A 19545-nucleotide genomic window follows, 5' to 3' on the forward strand; every position below is an offset into this window, starting at 1 on the left:
TCAACTAGCGGCTACTCCTGATCTTTGACAGCCAAGGACATCATGGATGTTGCATGCGAGCGGCGGCAATCGATAGCGTCACCTCGAACCACGAGAGGACCCCGCTACAATACGCACGATGCCAACGAAACGACTCCCCTGGCAGGATGAATTGGCCATCATCGACCGCACGATGAAGGCCATCTCCGGCGTGACCGATCCCGAGACACTGGTCAACATCTATTGGGACGGCATCGGCGACTTGCTGCCAAGCGGGGACGACTACATGGCCGTCTCGCGGCGAGGGGTCGAGCCGCCGTACTTCCTGGTCACGCGCTCGTCCCGCTTCACTGAACATTTCAACCCGTGGACGCAGCGCGACCGCCTTCCGAAACTTTCGGGAGGATTGGTGGGAGAAATTGCCTACGCCAATAAGCCCGTCATTATTGATGATCTTCCGAGCCGGCTGAAGCGCGACGATCCGGCGTGGTTTTATCTCGAGGGGTTTCAATCGCTGGTCGCGCTGCCGCAATATGACGGCGGCGAGGCCCTGAACGTCTCCATCAACTTGGCCCCGGCTGGCGCCGAGATCGACCGCTCGTTTATCCCGATGATGCACTGGCAGGCCGGTCTGTTCGGCCGGGGGACGCAGAACCTCGTCCTGCGCAATCAACTCAGCGCGGCCATGACCGAGTTGGACCGGGAGTTGGAAGTGGTCGGCGCCATTCAGCGATCGCTTCTCCCTGCCCGGCTGCCCGAGATCGCGGGATTCGAACTCTCCGCCCACTATGTCACCAGCGCCCGAGCCGGCGGCGACTACTACGATTTTTTCCCGCTCCCGAATGGCCGATGGGGACTGTTCATCGCCGACGTTTCCGGCCACGGGACACCGGCCGCGGTGTTGATGGCGATCACCCACGCGCTGGCGCACGCGCAGCCGGGTACGCATACCCCGCCGTCCGCGTTGCTTTCGTACCTCAACGATCATCTGGCCAGAGCCTATACGCGCAATGGGACGTTTGTCACCGCGTTTTACGCCGTGCTCGATCCGGCTGCGCGGACGCTGACGTATTCCGCCGGCGGGCATAATCCACCGCGGCTGGCGCACGACAGGCGGGTCCTGTCGCTCGACGATGCCGGGTCGCTTCCCCTGGGAATCGTGGAAGGGCAAACGTTCACTCAGGCGGTCGTCACCATGGGATCGGAGGATGTGCTGCTGCTCTATACTGACGGCATCTCGGAGGCGATGGCCCCGGGGAACAACATGCGACCGCATGAGATGTTTGGCGTTGATCGGCTGGACGGGCTGCTCCTGGCGTCTGTCGGAAGACCGGCGGAGGAATGCATCGCTCGGATTCGAGCGGAGGTGGCTTCATTCTGCGGGAATGCGCCGGCGACGGACGATCAGACGCTGGTCGCGATTCGCTGCCTGTAGGTTAGCCATGATTCGCTGTTGGCGGATTCGATAAGCAGGATCTAAGGACGCAGTGACCCGCGAAGAATGTGCCCGCAGGGTTCGAAGCCGGCCTTCTGCAGGGTCCTGCGAGAGGCAAAGTTGTCCGTATTGCATCGCGCGGCAGGGACATGGCCCCCTTCGTAGCAGACCTTCTTTAGTTCCTGAACGAGGTAGGCGCCGAGACCGCGGCGGCGGAAAGGCTCCGCGACTTTCATGAAGATGTCGCCGTAGGGCGGGTTGTAGTGAAAGAGGATTCCGCCGGCGGCGGCGAGCGAGCCATCGAGCGTGACCACCCAATTTGCGTGAGGGTCCATTTCGTGCGCAGACAACTGCGCGGCATCGTCGGGGACGGCGGGGCGAAAGACCGCGTTGGGGATGGCCAAGGCTGTCGTCGCCTTGTCGTGAAAGAGAATTTTTTCGCTGGTCACGTCGTTGGCGTATGTGTGCAGCATGACGGTCAGTAGGACGTCGTTGGTCTGCGTTTCGATGGCGACGGCCTCCGACGCCGCCAAGTATGCCTCGAAGATTTCGAAGATGCGCGAGCGATGTTCCGGAAGGATGTAGAACTCGAAGATGGTGGGCTTGCCTTGCCACGGTCCGCCGATGGCGACGGCGCCATACCCGACCGTCTCGCCGCCCGCCGACAAGAGGTAGGGCTGCGTCCATCCCGCGCGGGAATGAAGCGAGTCGTGGATGATCTGGCAGTTCATCTCGCGACGGTAGGATTCTCGCAGCGGCGATATGTCGTCAACAGAGATCGCCTCTACAGTGATGTCCATGACGTACAGTAGTTAGGCTTGTTAGATTCCGATCGACGAGTTTGGACACACGCACGCTGAAGCTACGCGCGGCGCTCCCTTACGGTCGCGGCTCTGATTTGACGGCATTCTGTCGACAGGGGCGCCGGCTGGTACTCGAACCCTCACCCCGGCCCTCTCCCTAAGAGGGAGAGGGAGCTACTTGATCTTGCACACGATCGTCTTGGCCTTCTGATCCTCGATGTCCAGCTCGAAGCCTTCGAACTTGGCCTCGGCCAGGTGCTCGGTGAAGGTCTCGGCGGTCATGTTGGTCTGGACGGTGAACTTCACGACGCCCTTGACGCCGTCCTTGACGATTTCCTCGACGCCGGGGATTTCCTGGAGCGCCTTTTTGATGGCGATGCCCTGCTTGATGTCCGCGACGTTGCCGATTTCGATGATGATGTCGCCGACGCCGCCGGCCGTGCCGCGGGTCCAGGACTCGAGCAGGTCATAGACGCTGGCATCGGCGAGTTTTTGACCTGTCTTTTCCAGTGTCTGGCGACCGCCGGCCGGGCCGGGGACGCGTGAGCCGCCGCGGACGCCGGTCATGGTGTTGGTGAAGATCGCATCGGCCGTCTCGGTCCAGAAGCCCTGAATCGTGACGTCGGTCTCCCACATATTGAGGTTGATGCCCGCGGCCGTCGTCTGCTCGGGGCCGGAGGCGCGGGAGACGCCCTTGATATAGACCTGCGCGCCGTAGTTCATGGCGAGGGCCTTGAGCGCGGACATGTCGCCTTCCGCGGTCGCGACTTCGGCCTTCTTGCGGTCGATCTCTTTCATCTGACCGGAGTTGACGACCTTGAAGCCGAGTTTGAGTAGCTTGCGCTCGATGGCGGCGCCGAGGATGCTGTCCAATTGAATGATCTCGCGGTTTTCCTCGACGCGCGTCACGTCGTGGATGATCTCGGTGAAGATGATCATGATCTTGGGGCGGCCGAGCTGTTTGAGGAGGATGGCAACTTCGCCCCATGTGGCGTCCAGGAGCTTCTTGCTGACCTTTGCTTCGATCTGAACGGTGGTGACGCCTTGGGCGGTGTTCTTGCTGAGGATCTTATGGTCCGTAACGATCCCGTTGGCGCGGGAGAGGACGACGTCGTATTCCAAAGCGTAATCTTTGGACTGCGACTTGCTGAAGATCTCGTTCTTGCCCCCTGTCTCGATGGCGCGGCGGAGGGCGTCTTTGACGGCGCTGTCTTCGTCGATGCCCTGGCCCTGGACCTTGACGACGACGATGTCGTCATCCGCGCGCGCGGCCGGTGCGGCGAAAAGAATCAGCGCAAAGGCGGGCACAATGAACGCAATTGGGAATCGAAGTGTCATGGGTATCCTCCGTTGATGATTCGCTGGAGACATCGCCCGCGCGATGTCTACGGAGGATTCTGGGAGTGGGAATGGCCGAGGTCAAGCGGCGGAAACCCTGGGAAGGGGGCCCCGCAACGAATCAGCGGCTGTGTGGCCGCGCTCCCACCAAGGACAAAAAGGCGTTGCTAAAGCTAATCGTCGTGATCGTCGCCATCCCAGTCATGGTCGTCGTGGCCATCCCAATCGTCATCGTGATCGTCATGATGATTATCTCCATCAGTGACGAAGATGATGTTCACGTTGTCGACGATGCCGCTGAGTTGATCAAGCGTCGCCTGGTCGAGGGTGACGGAACAGGTACTGGTCTGAAAGACACTGGCGGCAAACGCGACCGCCATGCCCGAGGAAATCAACCGCCGCTTACCTGCTAACTTGAGAATCGTCATGGGCCATCACTCCATTGCGAGGAAGGACTCAAAAATACGCAGCATGCCCCGGATCCACCTGACACTTTGCCTAAGAACGTCAGATGCACTACGTCACGCTCATCGTAGCGGCGCGCCGTTTCACTGACAAACAGATTGACGACGATTTGAATCCGATTGGCTTCCGCCAGAGGAGAGGCATCGCACCCGCGAGCGCGGCTGATCCAAGGCATGTAGAAAGGAAGGGGCCGTGCGGCCCCGGCACACTGGGCGCCGAAGCGGCACGGCCGGGGAGGAAGCCGTGGGTCCAAGGCGGCTTGTGTCAAACCGGATCGTCGGGGCTGTCGTCGGTGTCGCCGGCATCGGGTTCGTCGGCGACGTCGTCCTGGTCAGGACCGTGGTTATTGAAGTGAAAATTTCCCTGCACACTTCCATTTTCCAGTAGGGAAGTGAGCGATTGGAGAAGATTCTCATCCACATTCACCGTACAACCGCCACCCTGGGCGACGCCCGTAAAGAGGGTTGCCGACAGGGCCACCGCCATCGCCTTGCGGGCGCGCGCGAACTTCTTGGTAACCATACTCGATGCTCCATTGCGAGGATGTTTGGAAAAGGCGCGAGCCGCTCCGCCTGGCGTGCTCGTTTACGTGAGTAAAACGTAAGATTGGCCGGCGATCCGGGCAAATCAGGTAGATTGGTTATTGACCGGCCGCGCGGTTAGCGGTCGGGGTGTCGCTGGTGTCGACGGCGGCAAGGGATAAGATATCGGCCGATACCTTTCCCGGAGGTCCTGATTATGCCGTATGACGAGATTGAGTTTGAGGCCGAGGATGCCATGGACAAGGCGGTGAAGTTCCTGAAGAACGAGTACCGCGGGGTACGCACGGGCCGCGCGTCACCGGGGCTTGTCGAGCATGTGAAGGTCAAGGTGTCGGCGTACGGCGACACGGCGATGGAACTCAAGGCGCTGGCGACGATCACGACGCCGGATGCCAGCCTGATCCTCGTCAAGCCGTTCGACCCGACGACGTTAAAGGACATTGAGCGCGGAATCCAGGAGGCGGACGTCGGCATCAATCCGCAGTCGGACGGAAAGGTGATCCGGCTGCCCGTGCCGGCGCTGTCGGGCGAGCGTCGGCAGCAGATCGCCGGGCAGGTCAAGAAGATGGCCGAGGCGCAGAAGGTCGCGCTGCGCAATGCCCGGCGGGACGCGATTCAAAAGATCGACGCGGAAAAAAAGGCGGGCGATATGCCGGAAGATGCCGCCAAGAAGGGCCACGAGGACATCGACAAGCTGACCAAGAAATATGAGGCGATGCTCGACGAGCTGATGAACGCGAAGACGAAGGAAGTGACGGCCGTTTAAGTTCGGCCGCGATTACAAAAATCGCCTATTCTTCTACGGCCCATTTCAGTCGCTACGACTATCATTCCACCATACGACGGTGGTCGGTCTGGAGATAACCATGTTCTTTTTTGATCCGATGTATTTGTTATTCCTGGCGCCGGGCCTTTTGCTGGCCTTGTGGGCACAGGCCAAAGTCAAGTCCGCCTATCACCAGGCCGGGCAATATCGAGCACGGAGCGGGCTTTCGGGGGCCGAATGTGCCGAGCAGATTCTGGATTCGCACGGGATTCGGGATGTGATCGTTGAGCAGACGCCGTCCATGTTGGGGGACCATTACGATCCACGAAATCGCGTGCTGCGGCTCAGCCCCGATGTCTATGAAGGTCGCACCCTGGCGTCTCTGGGAATTGCGGCGCACGAAGTCGGTCATGCGATTCAACACGCTACCCACTACACGCCGCTTGCTCTACGATCGGGCCTGGTTCCTGTCGCGGCTTACGGCCCACAACTTGCGTATCTGCTGATCATCGCGGGTATAGTCGTTTCCTCTTTTCGACCGCTGGCGTTCGTCGGTTTAGCCATTTTTGGCGTGTCGGTCCTTTGCACGCTGGTGACGCTGCCTGTCGAGTTCAATGCCTCGCGTCGGGCCCGGGCGATTCTGACAACGCAGGGGATGGTGACGCACGAGGAAGATGCCATCGTCGGCAAAGTGCTGAACGCCGCCGCACTGACTTATGTCGCCGCGGCGATCACAGCGCTACTCACTTTTCTTTATTACGCTTCGTTGGTCATGGGGCGGCGGAACAATTAGGGTCGAACAGTGCCCTTTGACCGCCTACGGGGCCGTTTTCTTCCTAACTATCTATAATCAAAGTGTTTAGGCATAATCTCGGGCGTCGTTCGTCCGTGCCAATATGACCAAGTGAAAGTATTGACTTACGACGGCGATTTCGGTTATTATCACTCGATAATGGTTGCGCGAGGTCTTATCCCGCGCAGCGAGTGGCAATAGGAAAGAAGCGGCCCGGCTGTCCTCAGTGCGGCTTGGCATGGGAAGGGAATGCATGAAGCTCTCAAGATACTTAAGCCTTATCGCAGGCGTTTCGTTGAGTTGGTCCAGCGCCGTTCAGGCGTTTCCGACCATCACTCAGACGATCCCGTTTGGTCCGGAAATTCCGGACTACGATGCGACACTGACGTTTAACCAGTTCAACGGCAACCTTGTTGATCTCGTTTCGGTCGAGGTCTCGCTCGAATTGAACGTGGATGGCGGCATTTTGATTATCGATAACGACTCGCCGAATCCCGCCCACGTGGACGCCCACATCGGCGCGGAAGGCGCCATTTCCTCGGTGGATGTCGGCCTGCTGGCGTGTCCGTTTATCCCGGTCGTCGGAATGGTCACCGCGGAGACGATTGCTTCCTTCGACTTGGATCCCAATATCGGCGACGGCGCTAACGACTTTGATCCCACCCCTCCGGACGGCGCCCAGCTCAACGGCGGTGCCGCGACGGATAGCGACAGCGGATTTGTATGTAGCACGTTTTGGGCCGGCTACGTTGGCGCGGGGACCTTTGACGTCCTCGCCAATATTGATCAGTTCTTCGACTATGGCGCGGTCAGCGGCGTTGAAATCGGCTATACGCCGGTGGTTGCCGATGGATCGGTCACGGTCGTTTACGAGTTTGTTCCCGAGCCATCGACCCTGGCGCTCCTCGCACTGAGCGGACTCGGCCTGATTCGAAGGCGTAGGACCGCTTAACGAAGTGCTGGTCGCCCCGGCTGTTGTTTGCAATCCAAGCCTCCGATCGCAAAACGATCGGGGGCTTTTCTGTTTCTGACGTACAAAATCCAAATCTGCTCGTCAAATCTTTGTCGCCTGCAGGCTCCCAATCCTCCATTTTCTTGGCGTTACGAAAACCAATGTGTTATGATAAGCGGCGGATCGGGAAACGCCGTTGGTCGGCACTTGTTTGAGGGGAAAGCCAGCGGAAGCCTCAAACAACCAAATTAAATCCCCTGTAGTGACTCCGCGACGTCTGCGCCCCTGCCCACGAGGGTTGCAACTTGTTTGATTCGACGTCAATTCAGGTCCAGCCGGGCCGCCCGGCCAGGCCGCGCGCGGCGATATTCGCACTCTGCACCATCCTCGCAATGACGGGCAATACGCGGGCGTCGGCGCAATGCACCGGCGTCTGGACCGGTTCGCCGGGACCGGCGCCTTCCGCACGCAACTATCACGCCATGGCCTATGACGCGGCCCGCGGACGGACGGTCTTGTTCGGTGGCCAGAACGCCGGAGGTAATCTTGCGGACACATGGGAATGGGATGGGTCCGCGTGGGCCTTGGTCGCGACGACCGGCCCGGCGGCGCGCTCGCTGCACGCGATGACCTACGACAGCGTCCGAGGAAAGGTGGTGCTGTTCGGCGGTTTTGGATTCAGCTTCCGCCGCGATACCTGGGAATGGGACGGTGTCGCGTGGGTGCAGAAATCCAATACGGGTCCGACCGCCCGATTCCTGCCCGGCCTGGCATTTGACGCGGTTCGGGGCAAAGTCGTGCTCTTTGGCGGTTTTGACGGCCTTTCCAAGGCCGACACGTGGGAATGGAACGGTACGACGTGGACGCAGGTGATCGCCCCGGGCCCCAGCGCCCGGTATGCGCTTCCGTTGGCGTTCGACGAGGCCCGCTCACGGATCGTTCTCTTCGGAGGATTGGAGGCCGGCACCACGCCGCGCGGGGACACGTGGGAGTTCAACGGGACTTCGTGGGTCCTGGTCTGCGGATCGGGGCCGAGCCCGCGCTACGGACACATGATGTGCTTTGATTCACTACGCGGCCGAATGATGGTGTTCGGCGGAACGGACGGGGTCCCAAAGAACGACACATGGGAAGCGAATGGCGCGATCTGGAACTGGGTCACGAGTTCCGGACCGACGGCGAGATATTCCGGGGCGGTGGCGTTCGACATTGATCGACAAGAGGCGTTCTTGTTTGGCGGCACTCCCGGCACCGGGTTTTTGGGAGATGCCTGGCGCTACAAAGGCCCGGGACCGCCGACGATCATCAACAGTCCGCTGGGCGTGGCCGTCAACGTGGGCCAGATGGCATCATTCACGGCATCCGCGACCGGCAACGGGCCATTCTCGTGGCAATGGCGGGCAAACGGCGTCAATTTGGCAAACGTCGGACCCTATTCCGGCGTCAATACACATACGCTGACCATCAATCCGATCACCATGGCAGAGGTCGCGGCGTATGATTGCGTAGTCGCGAATTCGTGCGGTAGCGTGCGCAGCAACCCGGCGGCCCCACAGGTAATACCATGCGTGGGCGATCTCAACGGCGATCTGCTGATCGACGGGCAGGACACGCAGATTCTGGTTGATATGATGCTGCTGACCAACGGGGTTTGTCCGTAGTATCGCAGTGACATGCCGCAGCTTCCATCCGCCGCGCGGGCGGGAAAGAACCATTCCAGAAGGGAGCAAATAATGTCCGCGAAAAAATCAATCATCGCCGTCATCGTCCTCTTTAGCACGACCCACGCCGCGGCGGTCGACCTGCAAGTCGTCTCGGTCTCTCCCTCGCGGCACGCGCTGACCGCCCCGCTGAACACGCCGATCAGCATTACCTTCGATCGGGCGGTCTCGCCGCCTTCCATCACTCCAAACAGCTTTCGCGTCGCGGGCCGATGGAGCGGGCCGATGTCCGGCACATTCAGTTTTTCCAACGGAGATCAGACCGTGACCTTTACGCCGCAGGCGGGGGGTTCGTACTCTGCCGGCGAGATCGTCTACGTTAATCTCTCGACGGGCATCCTGGCCGCGGACACCGCGCCGCTCCGGCCCGGCGGATACGCCTATCAGTTCTGGACGGTCGCTGCGCCGGCAGCCCGGGAGTTCAATTCGATCGCCGTCATGTCCAACCGAACTCCTCCGGGCACCTCGAACACAAGAATCTACGGCGCGATGGGCGCCGACCTGAACAACGACGGCTACCTCGATCTCACCACCGTGAATGAAGACAGCCACGACCTCCGCGTCTTCATGAACAAGGCCGACGGAACCGGCCTATACGACCCCTTCCTCACGCCGCCCCTGCCGATCGGCGTGGAGGCCAGCCCGAACGAGCCCGGCGATTTCAACAACGACGGGTTCGTGGACATCGCGGCGGCGGCTTCTTCCTCCCACAGTGCGTGGATCGCCCTGAGTGACGGCGACGGCACCTTCTCGCCCGCCCAGGAAGTCGCCGTCGGTAACACTCCGCACGGTCTCGCCGTGCTCGACGTGGACGGCGACGCCGATCTGGACATCGCCGTCACCAACACCGGGTCGGGCAACGTCGCGCTGATGATCAACAACGGAAGCGGTGTGTTCGGTCCGGCCACCTTTTTCGAGGGCGGGGGCTCCAACGAATACGGCCTGATTTCCGCGGACATGAACAACGACGGTCTCTACGATCTTGTCGTCGGGGCGCAAGGCTCCCACACGTTGATTGTCCACCTCGGCAATGGCAACGGCACGTTCACGCCGCAGCCCCCGACGTCGGCGGGCGGGGCCGTCTGGATGCTGGCCGGCGGCGACGTGAACGCCGATGGCAACATGGACGTCACCGCGGCCAACAGCTACAGCCAGAACGGCGCGATCGCCCTTGGCAATGGCGCCGGCGGGCTGGGCGCGCCGATCATTGCAGCAATATCCATCCATTGCATCGCCACCGATCTGGGCGACCTCGACGGAGACGGCGATCTAGATTGGGTGCTGTCGAGCTTCTCCGGAGGCTTCTGGCGTCTCTATACGAATAATGGGGCGGGCGCCTTTACGTCCGATCAGGACTTCGACGCAGTGTCTAATCCGTCTTGTGCCATCATGCTCGATATCGACAACGACCGCGATCTGGACTTGGTCTTGACCGATGAGATTGCCGATCTCGTCAACGTATGGAAGAACCGCGGGCCGGCGGTCAAGGGTGACATGAACTGCGACGGACGAAACGATGGGATGGACGTTGGCGCGTTTACTCTGGCGCTGCTGAATCCCGCCGCCTACAACGTGGCCTATCCTCACTGCCTGATTGAAAACGCGGACGCGGACCTGAATACGATTATCAATACGGGCGACATCTTGCCGTTTGTGCAGTTGCTGGTCGAGTGACCCGGGGGATGCGGCCGGGCGCGGTTGTGATTTTTTTGTCGCGGCCCCGCTCCGTCGGGGCCGACGGAAAGACCGCGAATTGCGAGATGTCTCGTCGTCCGCCACAGAGGGCGGACGCTACGGGAAAATCCCGCGTTCCTTATAGACCGTCTCGATGTGGGTGATGGCGACGATGTACGCCGCCGTCCGCCAGTCGGTCTTCAATTCGGCGGCCTTGTCGCGGACCTTGCGATAGGCGGCGAGGACTTTTTTGCGCAGCTTCGTATCGACTTCCTCGACATCCCAGAACTCGCTCCGCTTGTTCTGGAGCCATTCGAAGTAGCTAACGATCACGCCGCCGGAGTTGCAGAGGAAGTCCGGCATGAGGTCGATGCCGCGTTCTTGCAGGATCGCGTCCCCCTCGGGGTCGGTCGGGCCGTTCGCCCCTTCGGCGACGAGCTTCACGTTGAGCCAGGGGGCCGTGTCCCTGGTGATCTGGCTCTCCAATGCGGCGGGGATGAAGATGTCGGCCTTGGTCTTCAAAAACGTCTCGTGGTCGATCGGCTTGGAGCCGGCAAAACCCCTCACTCCGCCGGTCGCGCGGACGTGCTCGGCCAGATGGTCGGGGTGCAGGCCTTCGTCATTGGCGATTGCACCGGTGTGGTCCTCCGCGGCCAGCAGCGTCGAGTCGTGTGGGGCCAGGAGCCGCGCCGCCCATGAGCCGACGTTGCCGAAGCCCTGCACAATGTACGACGCGTGCGTCAGATCGACGCCCTTGTCCTTGGCCCACTGCTCGATCAGAAACACGACGCCCTGACCGGTCGCCTTGTCCCGGCCCTGGCTGCCACCGGAGACGATCGGCTTGCCGGTGACGACGTGGGTGCAGCGCTGGCGGTCGTGCGCGGGGATGGTGGAGAGATAGGTGTCGAGGATCCACGCCATGATCTGCGGGTTGGTGTTCACGTCCGGCGCGGGGATGTCGTAATCCGGGCCGATGTTCTCGCCGAGGGCGTAGGTGAAGCGGCGGGTGATCCGCTGCAGCTCGTGCATCGTGTATTTCTTGGGATCGCACTGGATGCCGCCCTTCGCCCCGCCGAAGGGGATGTTGGCCAGCGCCGTCTTCCACGTCATCCACGCGGCCAGTGCCCGGACCTCGTCGATATCGACGGAGGGGTGATACCGCAGACCGCCCTTGTAGGGGCCGAGGGCGTTGTTGTGCTGGACGCGATAGCCCGTGAACATTTCGATGCGGCCATCCTCCATGCGCACGGGAAAGTTGACGGCGATCTCGTTGGCGGTCATGGCGAGGATCTTGCGGATGTCGGGATCGAGCCGCATGAGATCAGCGGCCTTGTTGAACTGGGTGATGACGTTGTCGAAGAGGGTGGGCTTGTGGTGGCGGCGGTCGGGGGTGGGCGTAGCGGTTGGGGCAGCGGCGCTTGCTTGAGGTCTTTGCTCTGTTGTCGGGGCTACGGGCGTGTGGACGGTCATGGTGCGCTTCCTGGTACTTGTGGAGCAGCCACCCTCGGCTGCCGCCTTGTCTGGCCGCGAACGAGGGCATTATACCGGAAAGGCACGTAGAAGATGACTCCCTACGGGGTTCCACAAAAAGCACGGCCTCTGGCTCTGAATTCGCTCGTTTTGGAACGTGTTTCGGGAGGGCGAACATGGAACATTCGCCTTCCAAACGGTATGATGAAAGCTATCGATCGAGGCATTCATGGGTAAACGCACCTGCTCGGCACTTAACAGGCTCGCGATCGGGGAAGATTCAGGGGCTGGAGACTATGGATCGAATCAGAAATTCGTTCGTATTCGATAGGTCGATAATTTGGATTGTCTTAGTTGCTTTCGGATTCTCCCCTCCTGCGCTGGGTCAGCATTTTCATGAGGAACTCGCGATTGGAAGAGTTGATGAGCTTTCACAAGTCAGATGGAAGGGGCCCATCCTCCTCACTCCTCGTTATAACCATGCAATGAGCTACGACAGTGCGCGCGGTGTGACGGTCCTGTTTGGTGGGTACCGCTACGGCAATTATGACGGCGGAGACTTTATTGGTGAGACGTGGGAATTCGACGGCACTAAGTGGACACTGCGTTCAACCGTTGGGCCGTCGCCTCGCTTTGCACACGGAATGGTTTACGACTCCCGCCGTGCTGTCACGGTTCTGTTCGGAGGCTACACCGATAGCCAATTTGACGGCGAGACGTGGGAATGGGATGGTTGCACCTGGGTGTTACGGTCAAGTGCTGGCCCGGCGCCCCGTTTCGGTCACGCGATGTCATACGACAGCGCTCGCGGCGTGACGGTGCTATTTGGAGGAAGGTCCGGGAGCACTACATTTGGCAGCACGTGGGAGTGGGATGGTAGCACTTGGACGTTGCGCTCTACCATTGGGCCATCTCCCCGCACGACACACGGGATGGCCTACGATGTCAATCGTGGCGTGACAGTGTTGTTTGGTGGCAGTGGCAACGGCGACACATGGGAATGGAATGGTATCACTTGGACACTTCGATCCGCTAGTGGACCATCGGCCCGCTCCCTACTCGCGATGTCCTACGACTCCCTCCGTGCTGTCACGGTACTTTTCGGAGGCTATCACAGTACCCAATCTTACGGTGATACGTGGGAGTGGAATGGGAGCACCTGGAGTCTCCGTTCCACAGGTGGACCGTCGCCACGCAGTGACCACGCGATGGTTTACGATATCGGCCGTGGTGAATCAGTTTTGTTCGCGGGGGTGATAGGTACCCCACCTAGCCAAGGCGCCATCGTTGTAGCCGATACCTGGAGCTGGAATGGCGACATATGGACACAGCGCTCCCCCTCGCCCGCCATTCCTTCGCCCCGAAATCGACACGCAATGGCATATGATTCAAGTCAAAACGTCACGGTGCTATTTGGTGGCAACACAGGTGATTCTTTTTTACCTAGTAGCGAAACATGGGAGTGGAATGGCACCATTTGGTCCCTACAATCGAGCAGCGGTCCCGCGGGCCGCCAGCGGCATGCAATGGCATATGACTCAAGCCGCAACAAAACGGTAATGTTTGGGGGCAGTAGCGATTCTGGCGTCGCCAACGGCGAGACATGGGAGTGGGATGGCAGCTCCTGGCTGTTTCGTACCAACGTCGGGCCGTCTCCCCGATGGGCGCACGCAATGGCCTACGATGCCGATCGCGGCGTGACCGTCTTGTTTGGGGGCCGAACAGAAGAATTCCCTAATATTAGCGATGAGACTTGGGAGTGGGACGGCACCGTTTGGACAATGCGAACCGCCACTGGGCCACCACCGCGGCTTGGGCACGCTATGGCGTATGATTCTGGCCGCGCCGTCATCGTGTTGACTGGCGGATTCCAATACGACAACGGAAACTACGGTTACTCTGAAGATACTTGGGAATGGGACGGTAACGCGTGGACGCTGCGTGCCAATAACGGATTCCGCCCCGGTACAGGAGTTGCGATGGCGTATGATTCCGGCCGTGGCGTGACAATGCTCTTTGGAGGAGACCACAACTTCAATAACTTGACTTGGGAGTGGGATGGAAATTCTTGGATGTCGACTCTTCGTCGAGACAAAGTAAGCCCCGCCTCGACTTGGGATGGTAGCACCTGCACTCCAAGTTTTACCGGTCCGTCGCGTCGTAATGAGCACGCGATGGTATACGACACTGCCCGAGGATCGATCGTTTTGTTCGGGGGAATCGAGAATAGTGGCAAATTTAAGTGGGATACATGGGAATACGGCGCGCCCTAGCTCACTCCCAACTCGTATTTTCCAAGAACCCTGTCAGCTTCAGGACTTTTTGAGCAAGGCGAGCTTTTGCCGGACGCGTTGGTAGTTTCGAGTGGGCCCACACAAAGAAAACCCAATGGCCCGACTTGCCTTTTTCGGATTCCGCGCTATATTAGTTAGGTATTAGTTCGGCACGAGGCTTACGTTACGAACCGCCCTGGTCATCGGCATGGGTTTGCGCGGGAAGTGCGTATGGCTGCGAACGCGATCTTCGGTCAAATCCGTCCGAATGTTTTTCGCTTGTTTTCGTTCGTTTGCACATAGAAAAAATTCTGGGAGCGAGAGGGGTCGTTTCCCATGCCCCCAAGGGGGCTGTATCCGTTAGCCCGGGGTTGGTCGGGCGCGCCGGGGACGTGCGTGGCGAGCATCGATTGGGTTGACTACATGGCCTCGGCCAGATCGAAGGTCGGAACCGAGATCTTCTTGGCCCCATTCATCGCCTTGGAAGCGAACTCGTCCAGCGTTTCGAGGACCGGGCCGGGGTAATAGCGCTCTCCGCACTTGGTGCAAACGCCGATCGGCACGTTGTAAAAGACGTAGAGCCGCTCGCCCCGACGAAGATCGACCGTGACCCGACGCGAACGAACCGGGCCGCCGCAACATTCACATTTGTCGAATTTGGTTCTCATAATGCGTAAACCGTGATGAACCGGACAATTCCCAGGGACGTAAGGCGGCAAACGACGCCGATACCACGACGATCAACGGCCTTTCCGTGGATCACGTCCTTCCGAGGTCCAGCACCGTGCCGCTGCGTTGCCACTATTGTACCCGAATAGACGCACGATTTCACGTCGTCGATGGTGAAGCCGTCCTGTTCCATCTCGTCTTTCGCGTGCCCGGTCAGTTCATACTGGCCAAGCGCCACCTTACGCCGTATTATGGAAATCCGCGATGCCATTCTTCCTGGCCACAGGATATGCGAAACGCAGGGTCAGGAGAACCTGCGGAACCCGCGGGTTCGATTCCGCATACCACCTGCCTATAATCGTTTGGAGTATCGTGGTTCTAATCCGCCCGTACCTTCGATCGCTGGTGTGTCTGTTGCTGCTTGTAGCGGGCGGCTGCGACGTCTTGCCCTTTTTTGGGGGCGACAACGGTATCAACGGCGTCATCCTGGCCGGGCCGACGTGTCCGTTTCAGATGGAAGGCGAAGATTGCGACGACCGGCCCATTGCCGCGACGGTCATCGTTCGCCAGCCCTTTGGGTTCGAAGTGACGCGGTTCACCTCGGACGACGACGGGCGGTTTCGCGTCGAACTGCCGCCGGGGAACTACCAGCTCGACCCGCAGCCGAACGAGTGCTGCATCGGCACGGCCCCATTCCAGACCGTCACGGTTCAAGACGGGCAGTTCAACGAGATCGTAATCTCATACGACACGGGCATTCGATAGGGTGTTCTGCCGTTCGGCCCCCCGGAGGGGGGCCGCTACAGTTCACCGCACCAGCACCACCCGGCCTACCTGCCCTCCCGTTGGACGGGCGTTGGGATTGATGGACACTGCGTCGCTGGTGTAGGCGACGGGTTGGATGACAAGGGCCCGTTCAGCGACCGCGCCGGACAGGTCCACGTGCATGATGCGGCCGAAGCGCAGGCCGATGTTGCGGAAGGAGGCGTTGGTGCCGGGGTCGGTCACCTGGTCGTGGACGAAGAAGCCGATCACGTCGCCGATTCGCGCCTCAAGGTCGGCGCCCATGCTGGACATCGCGCCGGTCTGGCCGGACATCGAGTATGTCGTCGGCTCACCAGACTCGGTAACGTAACTAACGTCCGTCGTGCCGATCGCGGCTTGCAGGTCGGCCGGGGTGATGCCGTTGCGGATCTGATCGCCAACCGTGCTGGCGCCGCCGCTTCCGAAGTCGAGGACGCCGAAATTTCCGGAGCCATCCGATGAAGTGCTTCCGCCGGAACTACTTCCACCGCCTCCTCCTCCGCTTTCCTTCCACGGGAACAGCTTGACTTCCGAAATGCCGTCGCTGCCTGACAGCGGTCCGTCGTCGTAGGCGTAAGCGTCCGGGCCGTTGGCGGACATATCTTCATAGACGCTGATGTTGACCGTAAACGGCAGGAGCGCCGGGCCGCGGTTCGCCTCGTAGCGGTAGCCCGCGAACCGGTCATCCATCGCGGCGATGGCGGAGGCGGTGACGGCGGCCTCTTTCATTCCCAGGATCCCCGCGAAGTAAAAAGCGACGGCCCCGTTGGGGCTGTCAGCCGATCGCCGGGTCGTCGCCTGCACGGCGTTGAAGCGCTCAGAGCCGGAGACGCTGAAGGACTCGGTACGTTCGGCGAAATCAAAAGACGCGAGGGTGATATCGGAGACATCGATATAGGTCGGCCCGGACCGGAAGGACTGGTTGTGTGCGGCGAATTCCTGCGTCCGCGACTCCACGATCGAAGCGATGCGCGAGGTGTCCTGGGCCAGTCCGGCGTCGCTGAAATAGCCGGAGACACCGGCGAGGGCGGCGGCGTCGGCGGCGTTCTGCAGGTCGCCGCGGACCGAATAGAGCAAGCCGACATCGACCGCCAACGCGGCCACGCCGGCAAAAAGGACTGCACCGATGACGACGTGAGCCACGACAAGTCCGCGGCGCTGCGCGGGGCGAACTGCGAGACAGGCGAATTTCATGGGACGACCTCCTAAGGCGCTTCCCGTTTAGATAACAACCGCGGAACGGGCCTGACACCCGCAGTCCGCACCTGTGGCGATTCCGTTTTCAGGAAGGGGCCCGCAGGTCTATCGGGTAACTCTGCAATTCGGGAGATGGAAATGCAAAGTCCGGTAGTGCCGATGCGTGGCGGGGGGGCAATCAAGTCGGTATGGGACGAAATCATACGGGACGTTAGCCCACGCCGAGCCCCGTGTTTTCCCAAAGGACGGTGAGGTTGGGCTCTTTTTCCAGCCAGCCATATTCGGAACGGAACCAGTCTTTGATCGCTTCGTCCATGAGACCGGCACTGAGGCGATTCTCGCTGAACATGTTGATGAAGCCGCATTTGAATTTGGTGAGCAGTAGGTCAATGTCGCGGCGGATGATGTCGGGCGTCTGACCGCGGATGCCGATCATGAGGCAGATGGCGTCCGTGGCGGCGGCGACTTCGTCCGCGCTCTTCCAACGCATCGCCTTGTTGAGCACGCGGTTGCGGAGGTCGTCGTCGAAGGTTTCCACGCCCAGGAAGAGGTAAGTCGGCACCCCGAAGAAGGCCCGCGTGGCGGCGTAGTCCTTGCGGTAGGACCAGTACGATTCGGTCCAGAATTCGCGGATTTTCCGGGCCGCCAGCAGGTCGCGAATTTGCTCACGGACGACGAGCGGCAGCTCCTGGATCGAGCCGCTGTTGATGACTTGCAGGCGACCGAACTCGCCGGTCACCCTGGCGAGCTGTTCATCCGCGACGCGGGCGATGGTTGTCTCGTCCGTCGTGTTGTCGTCGATGTAGTCGCAAAACGTGCACCGGCTCCAGATGCAGGGCAGGCCCTTGAGCAGCACGACCTCGCGCGGCAGGTTACCGGTGTAGCGGGCGTAGCGGACAAGTTGCCGGGGCTGCGACTGGCCGAGCAGGTCCATCCCTGTTATGATAGTGGCCGCCTTCGCACACGTCGCGGACTTCGCCAAACGTCAAAAAGCCAGAACGCCTAACGGTCATTACGGCAAGCGGGCGCAGCTCTGATGTGCAAGCGGAGGATGAAAGGAAGAAGTGCTTGGTCGAGCACGCCAAACATCTCGCGATGCAACTGACAGACGTTGTCGACCTGGAGACGCTCCAGTCGCTCCAAGACGGCTTTGCGCGCCTGACCGGTCTTTCCACGTCCATTCGCGATACAGAAGGCAGGCCTATTACGCGACCGCACGAGAGCAACGGCGATGTAACCCGGTTCGAAGCGCCCATCATGGTTCAGGAAGCGCGGCTTGGGAGCATCGTGCTGGGCGATCCCATCGCTGTTCCGCCCAGCCCCGACAATCCAACGATTCCGGTTACGGGATTCCTGCAGGACCTCGCTGAGACTATTGCGCAGCTTTGCCATCACGCCTTGCAACATCGCAGCCGCGTCGATGAACTGGCCGTCGTCTATGAGATGTCATCGCTGCTGGCGAAGCGCACCAAGCTTCAGGACTTGCTCGATACGGCGACGCGACAACTGGTTGAGACGATGGGCCTGCGGGCGGCGTCGTTGCGGCTGCTCGATGAAGAGTCGGGCGTACTGAAAATGGCATCGGTGGCGAACCTGTCGCCGAGCTATCTCGACAAGGGACAGATTCTGGCTTTGGACAGCCCGATCGATCAGGACGCGCTGGCCGGGAAGACGGTCTATATCGAGGACTTGCGGACCGACCCACGCGTGCACCATCAGCAGAAGGCGCGCGAAGAGGGGCTGGTCAGTTGTCTCGTCACCGGACTGTCGTCGGGCGGGAAACGTATCGGCGCGCTGCGGATCTACATGGACCATCGGCACACCTTTACGCCGTTTGAGGTGTCGCTGCTTCAGGCGATCGCCTCACAGGTCGCGGCGGCGATCGTCCACGCGCGATTCCGGCGGGATGCCGTGGAGGCCGAACAGCTTGAGCGGCAGGTGCGGCTGGCCGCGGACGTGCAGCGGCGCATGATCCCGTCGCGGTTGCCGACGAACTCTCATTACCAATTCGGCTGTGTTTATGAGCCGGCGTCCAACCTGGGCGGCGACTTTTACGATTTCATCGGCTTCGAGAACGGCGACACGGGCCTCGTCATCGCGGACGTCGTGGGCAAGGGGGTGCCCGCGTCGCTGCTGATGGCCAGCGCGCGGTCGGCGCTGCGGTCGAATGCCCGGCGAGTGGAGGACATCAGCGAAATCATGCGGTCGGTCAATCGCCGGCTTCACTTCGATACGCTACCGAGTGAGTTCGCGACGCTCTTTTACGCCGAATTGAGCCACAATGGCCGGGCGTTGAAGCACTGCAACGGCGGACACGAGCCGCTGATTCTGCTTCGGCGCGGGGAGATCATCGAACTGGACGTCGGCGGCCTGGCGCTGGGGATCGACCCCGACTTTCGCTACGAATGGGCCGAGCAGGCGCTGGAATCGGGCGATCTTCTGGTACTTGTGACGGATGGGATGACCGAGGCGCTGAATTACGATGGTGAGCGTTACGGGCGGGAGCGCTTGCACACATCGATCAAGCAATATGGTTCGATAACGGCGGACTTGACGGCCGAGTTGATCGCCAAGCAACTCTTCTGGGATGTACGACGGTTCGTCGGACTCGCCCCGCGCTCGGACGACATCACGCTGGTGGTGGTTCGCGTCAAGTGACGCACT

General features: G+C 60.6%; 16 protein-coding genes. 8 read left to right on the plus strand and 8 right to left on the minus strand.

What is annotated here, in order from left to right; all coding sequences use genetic code 11:
- Positions 1-118 precede the first annotated feature (118 nt).
- On the plus strand, positions 119-1414 hold the full coding sequence (locus tag VJZ71_06675; protein HKQ47733.1) for a PP2C family protein-serine/threonine phosphatase: 1296 nt from the start codon (positions 119-121) through the stop codon (positions 1412-1414).
- A 41-nt stretch (positions 1415-1455) separates the two neighbouring features.
- Here the strand turns inward: VJZ71_06675 and VJZ71_06680 are convergent, their stop codons facing one another.
- The 4 genes from VJZ71_06680 to VJZ71_06695 form a co-directional block, all read right to left on the minus strand.
- Entirely contained in the window at positions 1456-2214 is a 759-nt protein-coding gene (locus tag VJZ71_06680) for a GNAT family N-acetyltransferase (protein ID HKQ47734.1), read from the minus strand.
- A gap of 177 nt (positions 2215-2391) precedes the next feature.
- A complete protein-coding gene (locus tag VJZ71_06685; GenBank protein ID HKQ47735.1) occupies positions 2392-3555 on the minus strand; it encodes a hypothetical protein in 1164 nt (387 codons plus the stop codon).
- Between the two features lie 173 nt (positions 3556-3728).
- On the minus strand, positions 3729-3983 hold the full coding sequence (locus tag VJZ71_06690; protein ID HKQ47736.1) for a hypothetical protein: 255 nt from the start codon (positions 3981-3983) through the stop codon (positions 3729-3731).
- A gap of 301 nt (positions 3984-4284) precedes the next feature.
- Positions 4285-4542: a hypothetical protein gene (locus VJZ71_06695; GenBank protein HKQ47737.1), complete on the minus strand. Its 258-nt coding sequence runs from the start codon at positions 4540-4542 to the stop codon at positions 4285-4287.
- Between the two features lie 216 nt (positions 4543-4758).
- Between VJZ71_06695 and frr the strand changes: the two genes are divergently transcribed.
- The 5 genes from frr to VJZ71_06720 all read left to right on the plus strand — a co-directional run bounded on the left by frr (position 4759) and on the right by VJZ71_06720 (position 10468).
- On the plus strand, positions 4759-5328 hold the full coding sequence (frr, locus tag VJZ71_06700) for a ribosome recycling factor (protein ID HKQ47738.1): 570 nt from the start codon (positions 4759-4761) through the stop codon (positions 5326-5328).
- Positions 5329-5428: 100 nt separating this feature from the next.
- Positions 5429-6121: a zinc metallopeptidase gene (locus VJZ71_06705; protein ID HKQ47739.1), complete on the plus strand. Its 693-nt coding sequence runs from the start codon at positions 5429-5431 to the stop codon at positions 6119-6121.
- 253 nt (positions 6122-6374) lie between these two features.
- Positions 6375-7073 (plus strand): choice-of-anchor E domain-containing protein, encoded by a 699-nt coding sequence (locus VJZ71_06710; protein ID HKQ47740.1) that lies wholly within the window; start codon positions 6375-6377, stop codon positions 7071-7073.
- A 305-nt stretch (positions 7074-7378) separates the two neighbouring features.
- The gene (locus VJZ71_06715; protein ID HKQ47741.1) at positions 7379-8734 is read left to right on the plus strand and encodes a kelch repeat-containing protein; all 1356 of its coding nucleotides are present in this window, start codon (positions 7379-7381) and stop codon (positions 8732-8734) included.
- Positions 8735-8806: 72 nt separating this feature from the next.
- Positions 8807-10468 carry an FG-GAP-like repeat-containing protein gene (locus VJZ71_06720; protein ID HKQ47742.1) on the plus strand — a complete coding sequence of 554 codons (1662 nt, stop codon included), beginning with the start codon at positions 8807-8809 and terminating at the stop codon, positions 10466-10468.
- A gap of 117 nt (positions 10469-10585) precedes the next feature.
- Here the strand turns inward: VJZ71_06720 and VJZ71_06725 are convergent, their stop codons facing one another.
- Both VJZ71_06725 and VJZ71_06730 read right to left on the minus strand, forming a co-directional pair.
- Positions 10586-11938, minus strand: coding sequence for a Glu/Leu/Phe/Val dehydrogenase (locus VJZ71_06725; protein ID HKQ47743.1), 1353 nt, complete (start codon positions 11936-11938; stop codon positions 10586-10588).
- A 2692-nt stretch (positions 11939-14630) separates the two neighbouring features.
- Positions 14631-14879 (minus strand): YgiT-type zinc finger protein, encoded by a 249-nt coding sequence (locus VJZ71_06730; protein HKQ47744.1) that lies wholly within the window; start codon positions 14877-14879, stop codon positions 14631-14633.
- Positions 14880-15252: 373 nt separating this feature from the next.
- Between VJZ71_06730 and VJZ71_06735 the strand changes: the two genes are divergently transcribed.
- Entirely contained in the window at positions 15253-15645 is a 393-nt protein-coding gene (locus VJZ71_06735) for a carboxypeptidase-like regulatory domain-containing protein (GenBank protein HKQ47745.1), read from the plus strand.
- 42 nt (positions 15646-15687) lie between these two features.
- Here the strand turns inward: VJZ71_06735 and VJZ71_06740 are convergent, their stop codons facing one another.
- Complete coding sequence (locus VJZ71_06740) at positions 15688-16878, minus strand: pilus assembly protein TadG-related protein (GenBank protein HKQ47746.1); 1191 nt, start codon at positions 16876-16878, stop codon at positions 15688-15690.
- A 214-nt stretch (positions 16879-17092) separates the two neighbouring features.
- Positions 17093-17815: a radical SAM protein gene (locus VJZ71_06745; GenBank protein ID HKQ47747.1), complete on the minus strand. Its 723-nt coding sequence runs from the start codon at positions 17813-17815 to the stop codon at positions 17093-17095.
- Positions 17816-17949: 134 nt separating this feature from the next.
- Between VJZ71_06745 and VJZ71_06750 the strand changes: the two genes are divergently transcribed.
- Entirely contained in the window at positions 17950-19539 is a 1590-nt protein-coding gene (locus VJZ71_06750; GenBank protein HKQ47748.1) for a SpoIIE family protein phosphatase, read from the plus strand.
- The last annotated feature ends 6 nt before the right edge of the window (positions 19540-19545 follow it).

This window comes from Phycisphaerae bacterium (genome assembly GCA_035275405.1).
Classification (GTDB): domain Bacteria; phylum Planctomycetota; class Phycisphaerae; order UBA1845; family UTPLA1; genus DATEMU01.